Source organism: Microbulbifer maximicatervae (SeqCode) (assembly GCF_056231245.1).
The window spans coordinates 4175245-4195873 of record NZ_CP174334.1; the positions used below are offsets into that span (position 1 = coordinate 4175245).

Annotated in this window: 23 protein-coding genes; 7 read left to right on the forward strand and 16 right to left on the reverse strand. The window is 54.2% G+C overall.

Annotation, left to right across the window (positions count from 1 at the left end):
• Window positions 1–6: 6 nt before the first annotated feature.
• From ybgF to ACJJIS_RS18295, 13 genes are all read right to left on the reverse strand, one after another.
• Window positions 7–846: a tol-pal system protein YbgF gene (gene ybgF / locus ACJJIS_RS18235; protein ID WP_413664416.1), complete on the reverse strand. Its 840-nt coding sequence runs from the start codon at window positions 844–846 to the stop codon at window positions 7–9.
• A gap of 18 nt (window positions 847–864) precedes the next feature.
• Window positions 865–1353: an OmpA family protein gene (locus ACJJIS_RS18240; protein ID WP_413664415.1), complete on the reverse strand. Its 489-nt coding sequence runs from the start codon at window positions 1351–1353 to the stop codon at window positions 865–867.
• A 99-nt stretch (window positions 1354–1452) separates the two neighbouring features.
• Window positions 1453–2748, reverse strand: a complete 1296-nt coding sequence (gene tolB / locus ACJJIS_RS18245) for a Tol-Pal system beta propeller repeat protein TolB (RefSeq protein ID WP_444912140.1) — start codon at window positions 2746–2748, stop codon at window positions 1453–1455.
• Window positions 2745–3539 (reverse strand): cell envelope integrity protein TolA, encoded by a 795-nt coding sequence (tolA, locus tag ACJJIS_RS18250; RefSeq protein WP_475708772.1) that lies wholly within the window; start codon window positions 3537–3539, stop codon window positions 2745–2747. Before tolA ends, tolB begins: the two co-directional genes overlap by 4 nt.
• Before the next feature lie 7 nt (window positions 3540–3546).
• Complete coding sequence (gene tolR, locus ACJJIS_RS18255) at window positions 3547–3978, reverse strand: protein TolR (protein ID WP_282934232.1); 432 nt, start codon at window positions 3976–3978, stop codon at window positions 3547–3549.
• Between the two features lie 20 nt (window positions 3979–3998).
• Window positions 3999–4688 carry a protein TolQ gene (tolQ, locus tag ACJJIS_RS18260; RefSeq protein WP_108731827.1) on the reverse strand — a complete coding sequence of 230 codons (690 nt, stop codon included), beginning with the start codon at window positions 4686–4688 and terminating at the stop codon, window positions 3999–4001.
• A gap of 4 nt (window positions 4689–4692) precedes the next feature.
• Window positions 4693–5097 (reverse strand): tol-pal system-associated acyl-CoA thioesterase, encoded by a 405-nt coding sequence (gene ybgC / locus ACJJIS_RS18265; RefSeq protein ID WP_282934233.1) that lies wholly within the window; start codon window positions 5095–5097, stop codon window positions 4693–4695.
• Between the two features lie 12 nt (window positions 5098–5109).
• The gene (gene ruvB, locus ACJJIS_RS18270; protein WP_413664411.1) at window positions 5110–6129 is read right to left on the reverse strand and encodes a Holliday junction branch migration DNA helicase RuvB; all 1020 of its coding nucleotides are present in this window, start codon (window positions 6127–6129) and stop codon (window positions 5110–5112) included.
• 23 nt (window positions 6130–6152) lie between these two features.
• Window positions 6153–6764, reverse strand: coding sequence for a Holliday junction branch migration protein RuvA (gene ruvA, locus ACJJIS_RS18275; protein ID WP_282934234.1), 612 nt, complete (start codon window positions 6762–6764; stop codon window positions 6153–6155).
• Window positions 6765–6821: 57 nt separating this feature from the next.
• Window positions 6822–7349 carry a crossover junction endodeoxyribonuclease RuvC gene (gene ruvC / locus ACJJIS_RS18280; protein ID WP_444914738.1) on the reverse strand — a complete coding sequence of 176 codons (528 nt, stop codon included), beginning with the start codon at window positions 7347–7349 and terminating at the stop codon, window positions 6822–6824.
• 150 nt (window positions 7350–7499) lie between these two features.
• Window positions 7500–8243 (reverse strand): YebC/PmpR family DNA-binding transcriptional regulator, encoded by a 744-nt coding sequence (locus ACJJIS_RS18285; protein WP_282934236.1) that lies wholly within the window; start codon window positions 8241–8243, stop codon window positions 7500–7502.
• Between the two features lie 105 nt (window positions 8244–8348).
• Window positions 8349–10127, reverse strand: coding sequence for an aspartate--tRNA ligase (aspS, locus tag ACJJIS_RS18290; RefSeq protein ID WP_282934237.1), 1779 nt, complete (start codon window positions 10125–10127; stop codon window positions 8349–8351).
• A gap of 77 nt (window positions 10128–10204) precedes the next feature.
• Window positions 10205–10477, reverse strand: a complete 273-nt coding sequence (locus tag ACJJIS_RS18295; RefSeq protein ID WP_282934238.1) for an FmdB family zinc ribbon protein — start codon at window positions 10475–10477, stop codon at window positions 10205–10207.
• 287 nt (window positions 10478–10764) lie between these two features.
• On the opposite strand from ACJJIS_RS18295, the gene ACJJIS_RS18300 reads away from it, so the two are divergent.
• The 5 genes from ACJJIS_RS18300 to ACJJIS_RS18320 all read left to right on the forward strand — a co-directional run bounded on the left by ACJJIS_RS18300 (window position 10765) and on the right by ACJJIS_RS18320 (window position 15873).
• On the forward strand, window positions 10765–11163 hold the full coding sequence (locus ACJJIS_RS18300) for an HU family DNA-binding protein (RefSeq protein ID WP_282934239.1): 399 nt from the start codon (window positions 10765–10767) through the stop codon (window positions 11161–11163).
• A 214-nt stretch (window positions 11164–11377) separates the two neighbouring features.
• Window positions 11378–13105, forward strand: a complete 1728-nt coding sequence (locus ACJJIS_RS18305) for a proline--tRNA ligase (protein ID WP_475708773.1) — start codon at window positions 11378–11380, stop codon at window positions 13103–13105.
• Window positions 13106–13226: 121 nt separating this feature from the next.
• Window positions 13227–13793 (forward strand): lytic transglycosylase domain-containing protein, encoded by a 567-nt coding sequence (locus tag ACJJIS_RS18310; RefSeq protein WP_108731817.1) that lies wholly within the window; start codon window positions 13227–13229, stop codon window positions 13791–13793.
• Between the two features lie 3 nt (window positions 13794–13796).
• Window positions 13797–14864, forward strand: a complete 1068-nt coding sequence (locus ACJJIS_RS18315) for a helix-turn-helix transcriptional regulator (RefSeq protein WP_108731816.1) — start codon at window positions 13797–13799, stop codon at window positions 14862–14864.
• Window positions 14865–15042: 178 nt separating this feature from the next.
• Window positions 15043–15873, forward strand: a complete 831-nt coding sequence (locus tag ACJJIS_RS18320) for a sterol desaturase family protein (RefSeq protein WP_444926693.1) — start codon at window positions 15043–15045, stop codon at window positions 15871–15873.
• A 68-nt stretch (window positions 15874–15941) separates the two neighbouring features.
• On the opposite strand, the gene ACJJIS_RS18325 is transcribed toward ACJJIS_RS18320, so the two are convergent.
• Window positions 15942–16346, reverse strand: a complete 405-nt coding sequence (locus ACJJIS_RS18325) for a DUF4345 family protein (RefSeq protein WP_282934243.1) — start codon at window positions 16344–16346, stop codon at window positions 15942–15944.
• Window positions 16347–16576: 230 nt separating this feature from the next.
• Here ACJJIS_RS18325 and ACJJIS_RS18330 point away from each other — a divergent pair, with 230 nt between their 5' ends.
• Window positions 16577–17434 (forward strand): peptidylprolyl isomerase, encoded by an 858-nt coding sequence (locus tag ACJJIS_RS18330; protein ID WP_475708774.1) that lies wholly within the window; start codon window positions 16577–16579, stop codon window positions 17432–17434.
• Window positions 17434–18483: a HupE/UreJ family protein gene (locus tag ACJJIS_RS18335; protein ID WP_475710370.1), complete on the forward strand. Its 1050-nt coding sequence runs from the start codon at window positions 17434–17436 to the stop codon at window positions 18481–18483. Before ACJJIS_RS18330 ends, ACJJIS_RS18335 begins: the two co-directional genes overlap by 1 nt.
• A 53-nt stretch (window positions 18484–18536) precedes the next feature.
• On the opposite strand, the gene ACJJIS_RS18340 is transcribed toward ACJJIS_RS18335, so the two are convergent.
• Together ACJJIS_RS18340 and ACJJIS_RS18345 are read right to left on the reverse strand one after the other, a co-directional pair.
• On the reverse strand, window positions 18537–19013 hold the full coding sequence (locus ACJJIS_RS18340; RefSeq protein ID WP_108731811.1) for an Lrp/AsnC family transcriptional regulator: 477 nt from the start codon (window positions 19011–19013) through the stop codon (window positions 18537–18539).
• Window positions 19014–19152: 139 nt separating this feature from the next.
• Entirely contained in the window at window positions 19153–20352 is a 1200-nt protein-coding gene (locus ACJJIS_RS18345) for a pyridoxal phosphate-dependent aminotransferase (RefSeq protein WP_475708775.1), read from the reverse strand.
• Window positions 20353–20629 lie beyond the last annotated feature (277 nt).

Genomic DNA, 20629 nt, shown 5'->3' on the forward strand with positions numbered 1-20629 from the left:
TGAAGGCTACTGGAAGTTCTCCTGCAGATACTTCTTCGCCAGGTTCGATGCTCTGGCATCACTGGCTGCCACCTGCTCCAGCAGGTTGCGGGCTTTTTGCTGGTCGCCCAGCTGGTGATAAACAGTACCCAGCTTGTAGCGGCCATCCCAGACTTTACTGGAATTCGGGTAACCGTCGAGGAGGGCTACGAACCACTCCCGAGCCTCTTCCAGGTTGCCTTGAACCAGTGCAATCTCACCTAGCCAGTAATTCGCATTCGGGGCGTACTGACCATTGGGGAAGTCCTGCAACAGGCTTTTGAACTCTTCACTGGCGCCGCCGTAATCGCCATTGCGGGCCAAGCCAAAGCTGGCCTGGTAGCGGTCGCGCTCGCTCTTGCCGTCTTTCGGGCCCTGGGGTTTAGGCGGCATTGCTGAGCCCCCCTGCCCTTGCATGGACGAAGCACCGCCTTCAGCGGTAGACGGCGGCTGAGCCGCTGGCTCTGTACCACTCAGGCGCGCAATACGCCGGTCCAGATCCATATAATCTTCGGTGCGCTGCTGTTTGAGACGCTTGATCTCATGGCGCAACTCTTCAACTGTGCCACGCAACTCCCGCACTTCCTGCTGCAAAACCTGCATTTGATAGTAGGCTTCGGCCTGGGGGTTGCCCTGGGCTCGGGGTGGTGACATACCGGCGCGGGCGAGCTGTGTCGGAGCACTGCTTTCCACTTCATCGGTATAAGTAATGGTCGACTGGTCCTGGCTCTTAGAAGACAGGTCTACAATCGGGGCCTGGGAAAATACCGGCGATGCCGCAGTCATTACTGCTGCGGCGATCGCTAGTTTTCTAATCGTTAAAGCCATTGGCATCCATTTTTACGATTAGTTAATAACAACGCGACGGTTCATCGCACGGGCAGATTCGTTAGAACCCATTTGAGCCGGACGCTCTTCACCGTAGCTGATTACTTCCAGGTTAGCTGCGTCTACGCCTTGCAGTACCAAAAAGTCGCGAACGGCATTGGCACGACGCTCACCCAGAGCCAGGTTGTACTCGCGAGTACCCAGTTCGTCAGCGTGGCCTTCCAGGCGAACAGAACCGGTGGCAGCGCGCATACGGTCAGCGTGACGGATCAGCAGTTCACGGGTTTCGGGCTTCAGCAGGGACTGGTCGAAATCGAAGTAAACTACGTTTTCCAGAGGTGCTACAGGCTCTTTCGGGGTATCAAAATCGGTGGTTTCAACCGCGGTATTATTTGCGGTTTCATCAACAATGGTTTCCCCGCCAGTCTTGGTATCATTGCTGCTACAACCAGCCATAACTGCCAATACACAGGCTAACCCAAGGCCTGTTTTTACTGATTTCAACATAAGCTACTCCGCTTTATATATAGTGTTATCGAAAATCCTGAAAGATTTCTACTTGCTCTAATTCACACCCTTCGCTTAAGCGCGTCGGGCACCCCCGCCTTATTCAAAGTACGGCGACCAGGCCGGTTCACGAACATCACCCCTCTGAGAGGGCAGGTTGTACTTCACCCCGGCATCCAGCGACACCGCTGCCAGAATACCTTTATCCCCACGTTTGGTAGCGTACATCAACATGGCCCCATTCGGCGCGATACTAGGGGATTCGTCCAGCGTAGTCTCCGTAAGGACACGCACTCTGCCCGAGTTGATATCCATCGTAGCGATGGTAAATACGCCCCTATTACGATGCACCATCACCAGTGTCTTTCCATCGGGAGAAACACGGGGCCGCGCATTGTAATCGCCATCGAAGGTTAAGCGGTCGACTTGACCAGTGGCAAGAGTCAATTGGTAAATTTGTGGCTTCCCTCCTCTATCGGAGGTGAAAACCAGTGATTTACCATCTGGCATCCAGTTCGGCTCGGTATCAATGGAGAAGTGCCTTGTCATTCTTGTCAGCTTATTACTGACCAGATCCAACACGTAGATCTCCGGGTTGCCGTCCTTGGAGAGCACCATCGCCAGTTTGGTTCCATCCGGGGACCAGGTCGGCGAACTGTTGATGCCCTTGAAGTTAGTTAATTGCTTGCGCGCACCCGTGCGCAGGTTCTCGCGAAAAATTGCCGGGCGCCCGGTTTCAAAGGAGACGTAGGCGAGCTCCTGGCCATTGGGGGACCACATGGGAGACATCACCGGCGCGCTGAAACGCCGGATCTGCTTGGCGCGAGCACCATCGATATCCGCACGCATCAGCAGATAGCTGGGCTTGCCGCCACGGGTCTCTTCCTGCACGTACACCATTTCCGTGGAGAAGGCACCGCGAATACCGGTGATAGCTTCAAAGATCTCATCGGCGGCGCGGTGGGCGATATCCCGCAGCTGGGTCTGGCCGCCGCGCACTTGCTTGGTGAACATCTTGTGCTGGCCGAAAACATTGACCAGATCAAAAGTGAGCAGGTAACCGGTGGCCTGCGGCTCAATGCGGCCGGTCACTATGTACTCGGTGCCGAGGATACGCCAGTCGCGGAATACCACGTCTTCCGGGGCCTTGGGGAAAGACAGCATGTCCTCCTTGGGCACCGGGGAGAAAAGGCCACTGCGGCGAAGGTCTGAGGAAATAATCCCGGAAACATCTTCCGCCAGTACCCCGCCACCAGACCAGCTGAATGGGGACACAGCGATCGGTGTGGGGTCATCGATACCGCTGGTGATATCCACCACCAGCTGGGCTCGGGCCCCCAGGCTCACCGAGGCGATTGCAATAATGACGACTGTCTTCAGTAAACTCTTGATCATTGGCGCAGATCTTCGACTTTAAAGTTCAAAATAGTTGTGCGGACTTCCCGCTCAAATACCACCGGTTCTTCCCGGGCCAGGTCGGCCACTTCGGGAAATACCTCCACTTTTTTGATAGCGGTCAGTACCGAGCGATCCAGGGCGGCATTACCACTGCCCTCGACGATATTAGCTGCCACCACCCGGCCGGTGGGGACAAAGTTTATTCTCACCTTGGTAAGCATACCGTTTCGGGCACTGGGCGGGCGACTCCATACCGCCTCAATTTGCTGCTGGATCGCCTGGCCAACGGACATCACCGCTTGCTCGGCCTCATTCGCATCCAGTAGCTCCTCTTCACCCTGAAGAGCTTCATCAAAGGAACTCTGGCGCTCTTGGGCCAGCTTCTCCTTCAGCTCTTTTTCTTTGCGCGCCTTTTCTTGCTGCTCTTTCTCGCGACGGGCTTTCTCTGCCTGTGCCTTGCGATCAGCTTCGACTTTCGCTTTGCGTTTCTTTTCCGCCTCGAGCTTTTTCTTCTGCTCCAGGGCTGCGCGGCGCTTACGTTCGACCTCAGCCTTACGTTTTTGCTCCGCCTCGCGCTCAGCACGCTGTTTTATTTTATCGACCTTTTTCGGCAGTTTCTTCTTCGGTGTTGCCGCCTCAATCGTCACAAGCTTAGCCTGCACAAACTTTGGCATCGGTTTGCGCTCGGGCATACTGCTGGCTTCCCAGCCGTAGGTCATGGCAGCTATCAACGCCCCGTGTAACACGAGGCTGATGATGATCGCCAATGCATAAAAGCCTTTATTCACCGGCACCCTACCCCTGAGGTGGCTCTGTCACCAGGCCGACGCTGGGCGCTCCCGCCTGCTGCAGTTCGGTCATGGCATTGACGATCAGGCCATAGCGGGCCTCGGTGTCACCCCACACCAAAACCGGGGTTCCCGGCTTTTGGCGCAATACCTTAGCGACCGTTTGTTTAATTTCTGCGAGCGGCTTGGCGCTCTTCTCGTCAGTCCCCAGGTTTAGGTAATAGGTGCCATCGGAGCGCACAGAAATAATCAGCGGCTCCTCATCAGTTTCCTCCATCGGCGCCGACGGCGCGTTTGGAAGGTCGACTTTGACCCCCTGCATCAACAATGGTGCCGTGACCATAAAGACAATTAGCAGCACCAGCATTACGTCAATGTAGGGCACCACATTGATCTCGGAGACCAGCTTCTTCTTGGTTCCCTTGCGAAACACACTCATAGGGTTCGCCTATTCACTACTCAGCCGGAATGCACTTTGCGGTGCAGGATAGAGGAAAACTCCTCGGCGAAAGTTTCGTAGCTGGACAACAGCGATTCGGCCTTGGCGGAATAGCGGTTAAAAGCCATTACCGCAGGAATTGCCGCAAACAGGCCCATAGCCGTAGCCACCAACGCCTCACTGATACCAGGTGCGACCGTAGCAATAGTGGCCTGGTGCATAGTGGCGAGGCCACGGAAGGAATTCATAATCCCCCACACAGTGCCAAACAGGCCGATATAAGGACTGACAGAGCCCACGGTTGCCAGGAACGGCAGGTTCATTTCCACCTTTTCCTGCTCCCGGGACATAGCCACACGCATGGCCCGCTCAGTGCCTTCCATCACCGCTTCAGGGCCGCTGCTGCCCTGTTGGCGCAGGCGGGTAAACTCGGTAAAACCGGCGCGGAAAAGGGACTCAACACCATCGGTTCGGCCTTTTTCCGCTCGCTCGTTACCTTCGCGGAAGAGTTTGTTCAGGTCGGCACCGGACCAAAAGCGGCGCTCGAAATTGTTCAGGGAGCGCTTGGCCTGGGACAGGTAAAGCCCACGCTGGATAATCATCACCCAGGACACCACAGAGGCCAGTAACAGCAGCAGCATAACTAACTGTACCAACAGGCTGGCGTTCTGGATTAGCCCCCAAAGAGAAAGTTGTTCACCGGCGTTCATCTTCTTAAATAACTGCCTTTAATGCTGAATAAATAGGTTCCGGCAGGGCACAGGGCCTGCGGCTGTCGTCAGCGACACAAGCAACTTTGACCACACCTTCGCAAATTAGCTCATCGCCGCGCCAGATTTTTTGCTCAAAAGTCACTGCGGCCCGCCCCAGTTTGCCAATCGAGGCCGTAGCGCGCAATGCATCATCAAGAAGTGCGGACTTTCGATACTGGATCTCGGCGGAGTGCACCACCAGTAACAGCCCCTGTTCCGGCATTGCCGGCTTATCATACCCGAGGGAGCGCAGCAGTTCTGTGCGCGCGCGCTCCATATACTTCAAATAATTGACGTAATAAACGATACCACCTGCGTCGGTATCCTCGATATAAACCCGCAGCGGAATACTGAAAACTTCCTTCACCCCATCCTCTCTCTATTTATTATCGGGCTTCGGCAGGCCGAAGTGCTCATAAGCCAGGCCGGTTGCCACTCGCCCTCGCGGTGTGCGGGCGATATAACCCTGCTGAATCAGGTAGGGCTCCAGCACATCTTCCAGAGTATCCCGCTCTTCACTGACTGCTGCAGCGAGACTGTCCACACCCACCGGTCCACCATCGAACTTCTCGATCATGGCCAATAGCATACGGCGATCCAGCTGGTCGAAACCACGGGAATCCACATTGAGCATATTAAGAGCGGCATCGGCAATGCCGGAATCCACGGCACCATCACCTTTAACTTCGGCGTAATCACGCACGCGGCGCAGCAGGCGGTTGGCTATTCGGGGGGTACCCCGAGCGCGACGAGCAACTTCGAGAGCACCACCTTCATCCATCTCCACTCCCATCAGGCCAGCGGAGCGGCGGACAATACTGGTGAGATCCTCAACGTTGTAGAACTCAAGCCGCTGGACGATGCCGAAGCGATCCCGCAGTGGCGAGGTAAGCAGGCCCGCCCTCGTGGTGGCTCCCACCAATGTGAAGGGTGGCAGGTCTAGCTTAATCGAACGCGCCGCAGGCCCTTCGCCGATCATAATATCCAGCTGGTAATCTTCCATCGCCGGATACAGTACCTCTTCCACATGGGGGCTGAGGCGGTGGATCTCATCGATAAACAGCACATCCCCCGGCTCCAGGTTGGTCATCAACGCAGCCAGATCGCCAGCCTTCTCCAATACCGGGCCCGAGGTGGTCTTAATGGCCACTCCCATTTCGGCGGCGATGATATTTGCCAGGGTGGTTTTACCCAGCCCCGGCGGTCCGAATACCAGGGTGTGATCCAGGGCCTCTTTGCGCAGCTTGGCAGCCTGAATAAAGATCTCCATTTGCTCCCGCACCACTGGCTGACCCACATAATCATCCAGGGTTTTGGGGCGCACGGCGCGGTCGTACTGCTCTTCCTGGCCCGAGGGGCCCACAGGCTCCGGTGCCACCAAACGGTCGGCTTCGATCATTGCAACAACTCCAGGGCCTCAGCTTAAGCGGGGGCCATTCCCTTAAGGGCCAGGCGAATCAAAGTCGCACTATCGGCATCCGGCTGCTCCTTGCTGGCGCGGGCCACCATTTTGCTGGCTTCAGTGGGCTTGTAACCCAAAGCCGCCAGGGCGCTCTCCGCTTCACCGGTGTGATCCACCTTGGGCTCGGCAGCAGCGGCCATCAGGGGGATATCGTTGGCGTCGCCAAAATCCGGGGTCAGTTTATCCCTCAACTCCACAATCAGGCGCTCGGCAGTCTTTTTACCGACGCCGGGGACTTTGACCAGCGCCGCTACATTATCCTCCGACACACAACGGGCCAGGGCAGCGCCGTCCAGCCCGGATAAAATAGCCAGGGCCATCTTGGGACCCACTCCACTCACCTTGATCAGGGTGCGAAACAATTTGCGGTCCCCATCGCGAATAAAACCATATAACTGCTGGGCAGTTTCGGATACCGCTAAATGAGTGTGCAGCTGTACCGGCTGCCCCAGTGCGGGCAGTTCAAAAATTGTGGTCATGGGTGCGAGCACTTCATAGCCCACCCCCTGTACATCCACCAACAACAGAGGTGGCTGCACTGCGGCCAGGGTACCGCTCAATCTTCCAATCATGTGTTATTCCAGGTTTATATTGTCTGCGCCCTTTACGGGGCCAATTCTACCAGCCGATCACACGCTCAGGCGGCCGCGACGAAAACGACTGCGCGCACCGCCAGCGGTAAATACCAGGGTTTGCTCGGTATGCATATGACACAGAGCCACGGCCAGCGCATCGGCGGCATCCTCCTGGGGCGACGCAGGTAGGGACAGCAGGGTTTTCACCATGTGCTGGACCTGCAATTTATCCGCTCCTCCGTTGCCGACCACTGCCTGCTTCACTTTGCGAGCTTCATATTCGGCTACTGCCAGACCGCTATTTGTCCCAGCTACAATAGCTGCCCCCCGGGCCTGTCCCAATTTCAGGGCGGAGCCGGCGCTCTTGGACATAAAAACATTTTCAATTGCCATCTGAGCAGGCTGGTATTGCTGGGCAATCTGGCTCACTGCATCAAAAATCAGTTTGAGACGCTCAGGCAGGGGACCTTCGGGAATACGAATCACCCCGCTGGCCACATAGCGAGCCTTGCCCCGCTCCACATCGATAATTCCATAGCCCGTTTTTCGCGAGCCGGGGTCAATACCCAGGATTCGGGTCAAAAGGCAGCTCCCCAAATATCTGTATGTTTATATAGTGGTGGGAGTGTCCCAAGGTGAACAGGAAGCGTCAAGGGAGGGGGAGTAAGAAGGGCTTGAAAAGATAAAAAACCAGAGGCGGGACAGTAGCCGCCTCCAGTTACGGAACCGGCTTTAGCCCAGCTCCTCCATCACCTCTGCCGGAATATCCGCATTGGTGTAAACGTTTTGCACATCATCCAAGTCTTCCAGCATCTCGATCAGAGCGAGTACTTTTTCAGCACCGTCTTTATCCAGCGGAATCGTGGTGGACGGAATCATGGCAATTTCGGCACTGTCCGGGGTAAAACCAGCTGCAACCAGGGCGTCCTTAACCGTCAGGTAGTCCTGGAATTCAGTGGTAACTTCAACACTGCCGTCATCGTTGGATTCGATATCCTCAGCCCCGGCTTCGAGAGCTGCGTCCATCAACGCATCTTCATCCACTCCGGTCTCGTAGAACATCTGACCTTTGCGGGTAAACAGATAGCTAACGGAACCGTCGGTACCCAGGTTGCCACCGCGCTTGGTGAAGGCGTGACGCACTTCAGCCACGGTGCGGTTGCGGTTGTCAGTCAGGCACTCCACCAGGACCGCTACACCACCAACGCCGTAGCCCTCGTAAACTACGGCTTCGTAGTTTTCACCATCCGCATTGCCGGCGCCACGGGCGATAGCTTTGTCGATGGTGTCGCGCTTCATATTGGCGCCCAAAGCCTTATCGATAGTGGCGCGCAGCGCCGGGTTATCGTCCGGATTTGGCCCCGATTTGGCGGCTACCGTCAACTCGCGAATGATCTTGGTAAAGACCTTGCCCCGCTTGGCATCCTGAGCTGCTTTGCGGTGCTTAATATTGGCCCATTTACTATGTCCGGCCATTTTCCGTCTCTCTTCAGTCAGTGCGTAGGATGGGCCAAAGAGCGAAGCGAATCGCCCATCACTACGATTGGATGGGCCCGCTTCGCTCGGCCCATCGGGGAAAAATCAGCTGATTTTCTCTTCTTTTTGTCGCAGGCGAATACTCAGCTCACGCAGTTGTTTCGCATCTACAGCACCCGGGGCATCTGTCATCACACAGGCGGCGCTCTGGGTTTTCGGGAAAGCGATAACATCGCGAATAGAGTCACTGCCGGTCATCAACATCACCAGACGATCCAGGCCAAAGGCCAAGCCACCGTGGGGCGGCGCACCGTATTTGAGTGCATCCAGCAGGAAGCCGAACTTCTCGCGCTGCTCTTCAGCATCGATACCCAGGATGCGGAAAACCGCTTCCTGCATCAACTGGTCGTGGATACGAACAGAACCACCGCCCAGCTCGGTGCCGTTAAGCACCATATCGTAAGCGCGGGAAAGTGCTTCAAGCGGATTCTTTTCCAGCTCTTCCGGGGTACAGGAAGGCGCAGTGAAGGGGTGGTGCAACGCAGTCAGGCTGCCGTCGTCATTTTCTTCAAACATCGGGAAGGCGACAACCCACAAAGGCGCCCACTCGCTGGTGTACAGATCCAGGTCTTCACCCAGCTTGCAGCGCAATGCACCCAGAGCTTCAGAGACAATCTTGGCCTTGTCCGAGCCGAAGAAAAGAACATCACCGTCTTCCGCTTGCAGGCGATCGAGAATGGCTGCACGGGTTTCAAGCGGCAGGAATTTAACGATTGGCGACTGCAGACCATTTTCCAGGTCAGAGCGATCGTTAACCTTGATGTACGCCAGGCCCTTGGCGCCATAAATACCGACAAATTTGCCGTAATCGTCCAGCTGCTTGCGGGTCAGTTTCTTACAACCGCCAGGTACTTTAATCGCGGCAACACGTCCCTTCGGATCATTGGCCGGCCCGGAGAATACCTTGAAGTCCACCTCGGTCATCAGGTCCTTGATCTCCACCATCTCCAACGGAATACGCAGGTCCGGCTTGTCGGAACCGTAGCGCAGCATCGCCTGGTAGTGGGTCATGCGCGGGAATTCACCCAGATCAACACCCTTAAGCTCTTTAAACAGCTTGCGAACCATGTTCTCGGTGATCGACATGATTTCCTCTTCATCGAGGAAGGAGGTCTCAATATCGATCTGGGTAAATTCAGGCTGGCGATCAGCGCGTAAATCCTCATCGCGGAAACACTTAGCGATTTGGTAGTAGCGATCGAAACCAGAAACCATCAGCAACTGCTTAAACAGCTGTGGTGACTGTGGCAGAGCGAAGAACTTGCCCTCGTGAGTGCGGCTCGGCACCAGGTAATCCCGGGCACCTTCTGGGGTGGCGCGGGTCAGGATTGGGGTCTCGATATCGAGGAAGCCGTGCTCATCCAGGTAATTGCGGATTGCGGTAGTCAGCTTGGAACGAAAATACAGGTTGTTCTGCATTTCGTTGCGGCGCAGATCCAGATAGCGGTATTTCAAGCGGATATCTTCACCCACTTCGGTGTGCTCATCCAGCTGGAAAGGCACTGTCTCAGCAGTATTGAGGATCTCCAGCTCTGTACCGTAAACCTCAACTTCACCGGTCACCATATTGGGATTCACGGCCTCTGGGGCACGGGCGCGCACACGACCTGTCACTTTAAGCACATATTCGCTGCGCACGCGATCGGCCATCTCGAAGTGTTCGGCCGCATCGGGGTCGAACACCACCTGTACAATTCCCTCGCGGTCGCGCAGGTCGATAAAAATCACTCCGCCGTGATCGCGGCGGCGGTCGACCCAGCCACAGAGGGTTACTACGCGGTCAATGTCCGCAGAACGAAGGACGCCACAGTAATCGCTGCGCATGGATGAAAATTCCCGTTATCGATAGGTGAAAAGATTAGTTAGAGGGTACACCGCACGGACAGCCCCGCACAGCTCGCCTAGGCCGTCTTTGCCGCCGCTGTGCCAGACTTGTCGCTTTTGGCCTTACCACTGTTGGCAGAGTCACCGCCAGCGAGGTTTTTCTTGCTACCAGTTTTAAAATCAGTCTCATACCAACCGGCGCCCTTCAGGCGAAATCCAGCCGCTGAGATTTTCTTGCGCAGCTCGGCCTTCTCGCAAGCTGGGCAGTCTTTGAGCGGGTCATCGCTCATCCGCTGCAAAGCTTCCATTTCATGGCCGCAGGCATTGCACTGGTATTCATATATCGGCATTACACAGTACCTGGTGCTTAAAAAAAGGGGGAGAGAGTATACATGAGGCCTACAGAGGTAAGAAGCTGCACGGGTCTTTTCCCTGGGTAAAGCGTCCCATAAAGGCGACGTGAGGCTAAAAAATGTAAAAAAAGCACTATTTTTCTAGTATTTCTTCGTGCGGCCGAACAAAAACTATATATACTTCCCCCATCACCCGCTGAGACACCCGTAACGGATGCAGCGCAGCGGGAGAAAAAACACACTTTTACCGGATATATACCGAACAACAAAGAAGGAAGTAAGCCATGGCTGTCTCCAAGAAAGCTGCTACTAAAAAGGCCCCGGCAAAGAAAGCTGCGGCCAAAGCTGCACCGGCCAAGAAAGTAAAAGCAATCAAGGAAAAGTACACTAAGACTCAAGTACTTAATCAGATTGCAGAAAGCACTGAGCTGTCCCGCAAGCAGGTTCAATCTGTTCTGGACGAGCTGAACGATATCATCGAAGGCCACATCAAGAAGCGCGCAGTTGGCGAATTCACCCTGCCCGGCCTAATGAAAATCACCACCGTGAAAAAGCCGGCTAAGAAAGCTCGCAAGGGTATCAACCCGTTCACCGGTGAAGAGACTACCTTCAAGGCGAAGCCTGCCAGCATCCAGGTTAAAGTTCGCCCACTGAAGAAGCTGAAGGAAATGGCAGAGAACTAATACACTCTGTAAAGCCTCAGCTTAAAAACCCCGCTTATGCGGGGTTTTTTATTCACTCCCATTCCAAGCCAGTGCCCAGGCACCTGCTAAATAGATACCCCGGTATAGCAAAAGGCAATCCGCATTGAGGCAATACTGCCCCCAGGCAATATTTATTGCCCAGCGAATAGCGTAAAATAGCCAGCTTACCCGTAATAGAATCCATATAATTCCTATGCGCGCATCTCGTTATCTCATCGCAACCCAAAAAGAAACTCCCAACGACGCAGCGGTGATCAGCCATCAGCTGATGCTGCGTGCCGGCATGATCCGCCGTCTGTCTTCAGGTCTCTACACCTGGCTGCCCACCGGGTTGCGGGTGTTGCGCAAAGTCGAGCGCATTGTTCGCGAAGAGATGGACCGCGCTGGCTCCCTGGAAGTACTGATGCCGGTCGTGCAGCCGGCAGAGCTTTGGGAAGAGTCCGGCCGCTGGCAGCAGTACGGCCCCGAACTCCTGCGCATCAAGGATCGCCACAACAATGACTTCTGCCTGGGCCCGACCCACGAGGAAGTCATCACCGACCTGATCCGCGGTGAAATCAATAGCTATAAGCAGTTGCCCGCCAATTTCTACCAGGTGCAGACTAAATTCCGCGATGAAATCCGTCCGCGCTTTGGCGTAATGCGCGCGCGCGAATTCACCATGAAGGATGCTTACTCCTTCCACGTGAACGAGGACTCCCTGCAGGAAACCTACGATATTATGCACGGCGCCTACTGCCAGATTTTTGAGCGCATTGGCCTGGACTACCGCCCGGTACTGGCAGACACCGGTTCAATCGGTGGCTCCAGCTCTCACGAATTCCACGTGCTGGCGCAGAGCGGCGAAGACGATATCGCCTTCTCCACAGAATCCCGCTACGCCGCCAATGTCGAATTGGCAGAAGCGGTTGCCCCAGCTGGCGAGCGCCCTGCTCCGTCACAGGAAATGCAGGAAGTTCATACGCCGAACCAAAAAACCATCGCCGATGTCAGCGAGTTTTTGAAAAGTAATCCCGCCCACTCAGTAAAAACCCTGATTGTTCTGGGCGAGTGCGAAGAGGGTGAAACCGCTCCATTAATTGCCCTGGTACTGCGTGGCGATCACGAGCTGAACGAATTAAAAGCAGAGAAGCTGGCTGGAATCGCCAGCCCTATTCAGTTCGCCTCGGAAGAGCGCATCGCCGAAGAACTCAGTTGCAACATTGGCTCCCTGGGCCCGGTGGGCATAAAGATCGAGACTGTTGTGGATCGCTCTGCGGCGCACCTGGCAGACTTTATCTGCGGCGCCAATCGCGATGACTACCACTTAACCGGTGTGAACTGGGGTCGCGATGTGGAGTTGGGCCGCGTCGAAGACCTGCGCAATGTAGTGGCAGGCGACGCCAGCCCCGATGGGCAGGGCACCCTGGAAATCAAACGGGGTATCGAGGTCGGCCACATTTTCCAGTTAGGCGACAAGTACAGCCGCGCTATGAATGCCACGGTACTGGATGAAAACGGTAAAGAGCAGGTTATGTCCATGGGCTGCTATGGCATCGGCGTTTCCCGAATCGTCGCTGCGGCGATCGAGCAGAACCACGACGACTCAGGGATTATCTGGCCCACTGCGATTGCACCTTTCCAGCTGGCGATTGTGCCAATCAATATGCACAAGAGCGATGTGGTAAGGGAGAAGTGCGAGCACCTGTATGAGTCCCTGCGCAGCAAGGGTATTGATGTATTGCTGATGGACGAAGCCAAAGCGCGACTGGGCGCTATGCTCGCCGATGTGGAGCTGATCGGCATTCCCCACCGCATTGTTATCGGCGATCGCGGCCTGGAAAAAGGTGTGGTGGAATATAAAGGTCGCGGAGATGCAGAAAGTCAGGAGTTTGCCGTATCCCAGCTCGAAGAAGTGTTATTGGAAAAATTTAATCAATAATTGTCGAGCCGCCCGGTCTGCCCCCAGGCAGGCCGGGACCTCTTACGGCAAAAGTGCTTTTTATCGGCGGCGTCACAAAATCACGCTGCCCATTTTGCCGGGCTTTTCGTAGAATCACCCCATGATAAAAAAAGCCACCGCCCTCTTGTTGCTCTGCCTTACCTGCTGTGCCGCCCAAGCTCAAAGCAGTAGAGCCGAGATCGACCCGGAGTTGCGCCTCGCCCTGCAGGACGCAGTTACCCAGGCCGACAGCTTTGTGGACCGCTTCGATGCGGAAGTGTGGCTAATGTCTAAATCCCAGCCTCTGTCCCGCTATATCAAAGATCCCAAGCGGCGGATGCACGTACTGAAAGCCGTCCACCGGGAGGCAACTCGGGCCGGGCTGCGCCCGGAAATCGTATTGGCGGTTATCCAGATTGAGAGTGCTTTTGACCCCTATGCGATATCCCGCGTTGGCGCTCTGGGTATGATGCAGGTAATGCCATTCTGGAAAAATGAAATCGGTCGACCCGACGATAACCTGATCGATATGGACACCAATCTAAGGTACGGATGTACCATTCTTAAACACTACATCAAAAAAGCCAAAGGCAATCTAGCCAACGCCCTCGCCTATTACAATGGTAGCTACGGCCGCCATACTTATAGCAGCAAGGTCCTGGATGCCTGGGCCGAGCGCTGGAGATAAACGATGACCGCCGGCTACTTATTTTTCTCCGGCGGCGCATGCGCTCTTCTTTTATTGGCAGCAACCAAGGTTGCTATACACCATTACCGGCTTGTTGCCGGGCGCTGTTTGCTGGCCCTGCTGATAGCCGTGATCTGCTATTTACTCTGGCCCATCCTGCCACAATTGAGTGGACCTACTGCGCTCTTGCTTAACCTGCCAATTACTCTGATTCCCGCAATTTTTTGGCTGTTTACTCACCTGTTATGCCGCGAGGAAGAACCTTTTCCCCTGTGGGGCTGGATCCCGATTGGTATTACCCTGGTCATCGGTATAGTCGCCTACCACGCACCCTTGCCATTGACGTCAGATCAGCAATCCCCACTATTTACCCTTTCGCAACTACTCAAACTCGGTTTAATCAGCCTCGGCCTACTGACACTACAGCGGCAATTTCACCTGGACTTGGTCGCAGAGCGCCGACGCCTGCGCACAACCCTACTTATCGCCGTCGGCGCCTATATGCTGGTGGTAATTGGCGCAGAATCTATCTTTGCTTACCGCCCGCTTCCCAACGGTGTACCGACACTGCACGCACTATTTGCCAGCCTGTTGTCACTGGTTGCCTGCCTATGGTTGCTGGCCCTTTCCCCCAGCGCTCTGGGAGAATCCCTGCCGCGCCCGAAGAGCAGCGAGCCAGAGGAGGAAGAACAGCCTTTAGCTCCGCCACCTGAATTGGATGAACAACAGCAAACCCAGCTGCAAAAATTACAGGAACATATGCACAACGGTGGTTATCGCCACACCGGACTCACCATCAGGGAGCTCGCGGAGCAGTTGGATATTCGCGAACATGTGCTGCGTGTGCTGATTAATCGCCACCTGGGTTATCGCAATTTTAACGAATACCTAAATCAGTTTCGTATTGATGAGGCCAGCAACCGGTTGGCAGATCCGGAGCAGGCCCATTTGCCAGTGCTCACCATTGCTCTGGACATCGGCTATCGCTCCTTGAGCCCATTTAACGCTGCTTTCAAGCGCCGTCACAGCCAAACTCCCACTGAGTACCGCCGGGAAAAGCTGCCCGCCTGAATATCCTCTCCTGAAAGAATCCGTCAGCATTTTTTCATATTCCGTAAGCCCGCAAAGTAAAAGGCTCCCAGACTGGGAGCGCGGTGAAAGCGATTTTCCCGCTGCGTGCCCGGCTCACCGAGACCCGATTTAACACCGGTGAGTCTCCCTTCAATAGAAGAATAATGATGGTGAGAATATGGATTTTTTAGTCGACATATCCCAGGACGGAGCCAAACATTTCCAGTTGAGTTTATTTCGCTATGTGCTGGCCGCTTCAGTAATGAGTATTTTGGCCGGCTGGCTATTTCGCTCCTGGATGAACCGGCGCCGTATCCAAAAGCGTCGTGCCGAGTGGAAAGACATTCGGCGGGAGGTGAGTTATTCACTATTAACGGTGTGTATCTTTACCCTGGTAGGGGTTATTACCACCATGATGCACGATCTGGGACTGACCAAATTTTACTGGCAGTGGAGCGATTATCCACTCTGGTGGAGTATTGCCAGCCTGCCAGTAGTGATTTTGATCCACGACGCTTATTTTTACTGGACCCACCGAGGTATGCACCATCCCAAGGTGTTTAAACACTTCCACCGCCTACACCATCAGTCCAGAACACCCACGCCCTGGACGGCATACAGTTTTTCCGTAGGTGAAGCGGTCCTGATGGGCGCTTTCTCTCCCCTGATTGCCCTGATACTGCCGCTTAATCCAACTATTTGGTTCACCTTTTTATTTATCAGTATCTTCCGCAACGCCATGCTGCACACTGGCCGCGAGTTCCACCCCCGCAGCTGGGTCGACGGCCCTATGGACAGGCTCACCACCACGACTCACCACGACTTGCACCACCAGCGCTTCCAGGGCAACTACGGCTTTTACTTCACTTGGTGGGATCGCTGGATGGGCACAGAATTTAAGGACTACAAGCAGGTCTTCCGGCAAGCGGTGGATGGGCAATTACACGGGGGAGAAAAAGAGGTGGAAATAGACAACAGCGCAGCGGAAGGCGTAAAAGCTCACGCTTAACCCACTCAAATTACTTAAATGGGTGCCGGGGTTCCCCCGGCTCCTTTCTACTAGCCGTAACAACCGTGTTAATGGCCATGCTGTAAAGGCAACCAGCGGGATTCTCGGTAACAGTAAAGTCCCCAGATCACAAAGACGACTTCGATAGCAAAAAGCACTAAATTGCGCTGGTCAAAACCACTGATAAATAACATTCCGTAGAGGCGCCCAAGAGCGAAGCCGATATAGGCGATAGACATCGCAGCGTAAGCAACCCTGCGGTGCGGGCGCATAGCCAAAGCCACCAGTAGAATCACCGCGATAGCCAACATAAACCCGCCATAAGTGGCCATAAACTCGGGCATGGCTTCGGGGGTATCAAATGAAAAATCCACTTCATTCGCAAGGCTCTGCGGTTTAAACAGGGCCCAGAGGCCGATAGAAGCAAAAACCAATAGATTGAGTGTCAAATAGACTCTTCCCAAATATTTCAATCGATTCTCCCCTCTAATTTCTGTTGCTCACCCCTATACAAGGGGAACACCGCTTTGGAGTACTGTCACAGTATATATGAGCCACACCCCGCCATACGCCGGAACAATTCACCAATTTGGTACAAAGCGATGGATTTATCAATATTTTCTTACTGGCAAACTGAGAATGTCTTTCCATAATTAGAATCCACAGCGCAACTCCGACCCACTCCAAAATAAGGGCCGCGCTTTTGAATACCACCACCTTCCTCAAGTCATTGGCGAAAGAGCCCCTGCTATATTTTATTGCGATCGCCCTAATCCTATTGGGATTGGGAGAAATCCTGGAACCGCCTGCACAAGAGATTGTTATCAGCGAGGGGCGCGTCGAACATCTACGTTCGGTGTTTGAGCGCAAGTGGCACAGGTACCCCACCGATAGCGAGCTGGAGCAACTTATTGAGAATTACCTAAGAGAGGAAATACTTTACAGGGAAGCGCTTGCCCTGGGATTAGCCGAGAACGATACGGTAATCCGCCGCCGCCTACGAATGAAAATGGAACTTACGGCGCGTAATTTCGCTGGCACTCAAGACCCTGGCGATCGAGTATTGGAGAAATTCCTTCAAGGTCAGGCTGATAAATACCAGAATCCCCCCACCCTATCTTTCCAACAACGATTTTTCTCAGTGGATCTGGCCTCATCAGATTCACGTGATTTTAACGACTTACTCATGCAGCTAAACAGCGGTCAGGCTTCGCCAATGATTGGAGACTCAACCCTACTGCCAGCTGCTTTTATCGACACTTCAGAGCCACGAATAGACAGGCAATTTGGGCTGGGATTTTCCGCTCAATTATCCAAGTTGCCTGTTGGCAAGTGGAGTGGTCCAGTCCGCTCGACCTTAGGTGATCACCTGGTCCTCCTTGAGGAAATCAAGTCCACCCAGCTACCGGCATTGGCTGAAATACGCAGCCGCGTGCTAAATGATTGGCAATTCCAGGCGCAAAAGAAGATTCTGCAGGAGCAGTATCTCCAGTACCGTAAAAACTACGAGGTCACTGTCCACAAGCCGGATAACTTCTCAGCCGAGGTTGCCGTCAAGTGATGCACATACGGCCACTCCTGTTCATTCTGCTCCTCAGCTCTACTCCAATACTATCTGCCCACGAACTGCGCCCGGCTTACCTGGGCATCACTCAAGTTGATGCACAATTATTTAAAGTACTTTGGCGATTGCCCGCACAAGGCGATCTTCGCCTCGCTCTGAATGTCCATTTGAACCAAGCTGCCTCTCCCCTAAGCCAACCCAGAGCGCAAATAAGTAAGGGCTACTACACAGAGCACTGGACCATCCATCACCCCAGGGAGCTACAACAGCTGTCGATTCATATCGATGGCCTACAGAGCACTATGACCGATGCGCTAGTGCGGATCTCCTGGTTAGATGGGCGTGAGCAAGTTATCCGACTGACACCAGACCAGCCAGAATGGACCCTTGACCAACCCGCCAGCGAGTTCCAAGTCGCCCAAACTTACTTTGTGCTGGGCGTTGAACACATTCTTCTCGGTGTCGATCACTTGCTGTTCGTTTTGGCCCTGATCTTACTCAAACAAAGCCTTCGCCAGCTGATCGGCACTATCACTGCTTTCACTATCGCCCACAGTATTACCTTGGCTGCTGCCGTACTGGGCTATATCCATCTGCCATCGGCGCCAGTGGAGGCGATTATCGCCCTCAGTATTTTACTGGCAGCCAGGGAGACAGTACGCCAGAGGCATGGTGTTTTCAGTTTGACCAGTCGCTACCCATGGGCAATTGCCTTTACTTTTGGACTTTTACACGGTTTGGGTTTTGCCGGTGTACTGGGGGAAATTGGGCTTCCCCAGGGGGCTATTCCCCAGGCATTACTGACTTTTAATCTCGGTGTGGAAGTGGGGCAATTAGTATTTATCACTGCTGTTCTTACAGCAATCAACTTGTATCAAAAGCTCCTTAAACTCTGGCTAGGGTATGCCATTCGGAACCGCGAACAATACTCTTTCGGGGAGGGTGGAGGTATCGGAATACCAGTCGCTACAGTGATCGCGTATACGCTGGGGGGCATTGCCTGCTACTGGGTGATTGAGCGCAGCCTGCTTATTGTTTTCCCATAACAGAGAACATTAACCGGCGCCCTGCAAATCACGGGCACCGGTTAATTTAAGGCTCAGTCCTGAAACAAGAGTTCCAGTGGGTAGCCGGTAAAAGGCTTGGTTTTCTCAATCACCAAATGAGAAGTCATACGGGAAATCGCCGCCTCTTCATTGGCCAACAACTGCTCTGAGACTCGATTAAAATCTGCTGCGTCCGGGCAGACGAAATGCAGCATATAGTCGAACTCACCAGACATCTTCACACAGGAAACAATCTGTGGAATATCGCTAATAATGCGGCGAAAGTTCTCACTGGTACGGGCATCCTGCCGCTTAAGCGCAACGTTTACATAAAACTCTGCATGCCGAACTTTATCCAGGTTTATCTCGGCAAAGAACTCGCGGATATAGCGCTCACTGGTCAGGCGTTTAACCCGGGCCAGGCAGGCACTTTCCGATAATCCAATTTTTTCACTCAAATTCAGGTTACTTGTACGTGCGTTTGATTGCAGGGCCTGCAAAATACGCAAATTATGCCGGTCAATTTTCACGGAGCTATTTTCTTTTGAATCTGAAAGGGGGCAAGGATAGCGGTATTCGCCGGTGGCATAAACATTACAGCCACCGGCATGGGAAACTTGTCATCACTTCAAAAGCGAATTTGGCGACAACCAGCCTCCCGGCAAAGGCCTAACCGGCCTGGCGGTTACCACTGGTGACGAACTGTTCAATGCGATCCAAGGCCCGCGACAACTCGGCCTCATCAGCCGCCAGGGTGAGGCGAACATTATTCACTGAACTGCTACCAAAGGGCGCGCCAGGCAGTACCGAGACCCGCTCAGCATCCAAAAGGGCTTCAGCGAAGGTTTGTCCGGAGCTGGATACCTTGGAGACATCCACCATAACAAACATCCCAGCCTCAGGGCTGTAGCAACTCAAGCCAGGTATCTGGCCAATCCTCTCAACAATCAGGTCTCGACGCTGCTGATAGGCATCCCGCATCTGCTTCACGAAGTAGCTATCAAACTCCAGGGCAAAGGCTGCAGCCTCCTGGATGAACTGAGGGCAGCCAAAAATTGTCGCCCCTGCAAAAGCAATCAAACGATCTACCAGGGGACCACGAGCCACTGCCCACCCCAGGCGCCAGCCACTCATGGCGTGGGATTTGGACAAGCCATCAACCACAACAATATTATCCAGCGACTCCGCTGCCGTACGCAGAGAGGTGTGGCGGCGGGCAAAGGTGATCATTGAATAAACTTCATCACACACCAGCCAAATATTGCGCTCGCGGCAGTATGCCGCCAACTCGCGCAATTGTTCAGGGGTAGCCATCGCGCCAGTCGGGTTTACCGGCGTATTGATCATAACGACCTTGGTCTGCTCACTGATGGAGGCCTTGATAGCGTCGACATCAAAAGCAAAATTGGTCTCCGCCGGGCAGGTGACCCGTTTTACGGAGAGGCGCAAGGCATCACAAATGGGGACATAGCCGATATACATCGGCTCGGGAATTACTATCTCCTCACCGGGGTTTAGCAGGCAGGCAAGTACTGCGTAGATCGCGTTGGTTCCACCGGGGAAAACAACAACATCATCCGGATTACAGGGGTGGGGGGAGACCTTGCTCTCGATATCCGCGATAGCCCTGCGCAACATTGGCTCCCCGGCCGCAGGGGAATAGTGGGTGCGCCCCACTCCCAGGCGAGCGCGGGCAAAGTCGAGGATCGGCTCGGGGGTGTCAAAGTTGGGATCACCTACACAGAGAAAGATGACATCCTCCCCTTTATTGGCGAGATCGTGAGCTCGGTCACTCACAGCCCAAACATTGGCGTCCTCACCATTCAAAGCCTCACTTTGCAAGCTGAACCTGGGGGTAAAATTTGTCACGTTTTTCACTATTTAGCAGCCATTTATAGGGGCTAAGGTAACAACCATCTGGGTAATCGGTGCCGCTATATGACCGTCAATTTCGCATTAGAGGGAGCTTTTCTCAGGTATTCCCGCAGATAATGCGGGGGCCAGTGTGTTCAGGTGGATCGCGACTAAAAATAGATTTTTAGTCTCAGTTATTCAGGACGATCCTGGCGCCCCAGAGAGAGCGAGTAATGAGTATAACTTAAGCAAGGTATCACCCCATCCCACTGCAATTGAACACTATTAAACG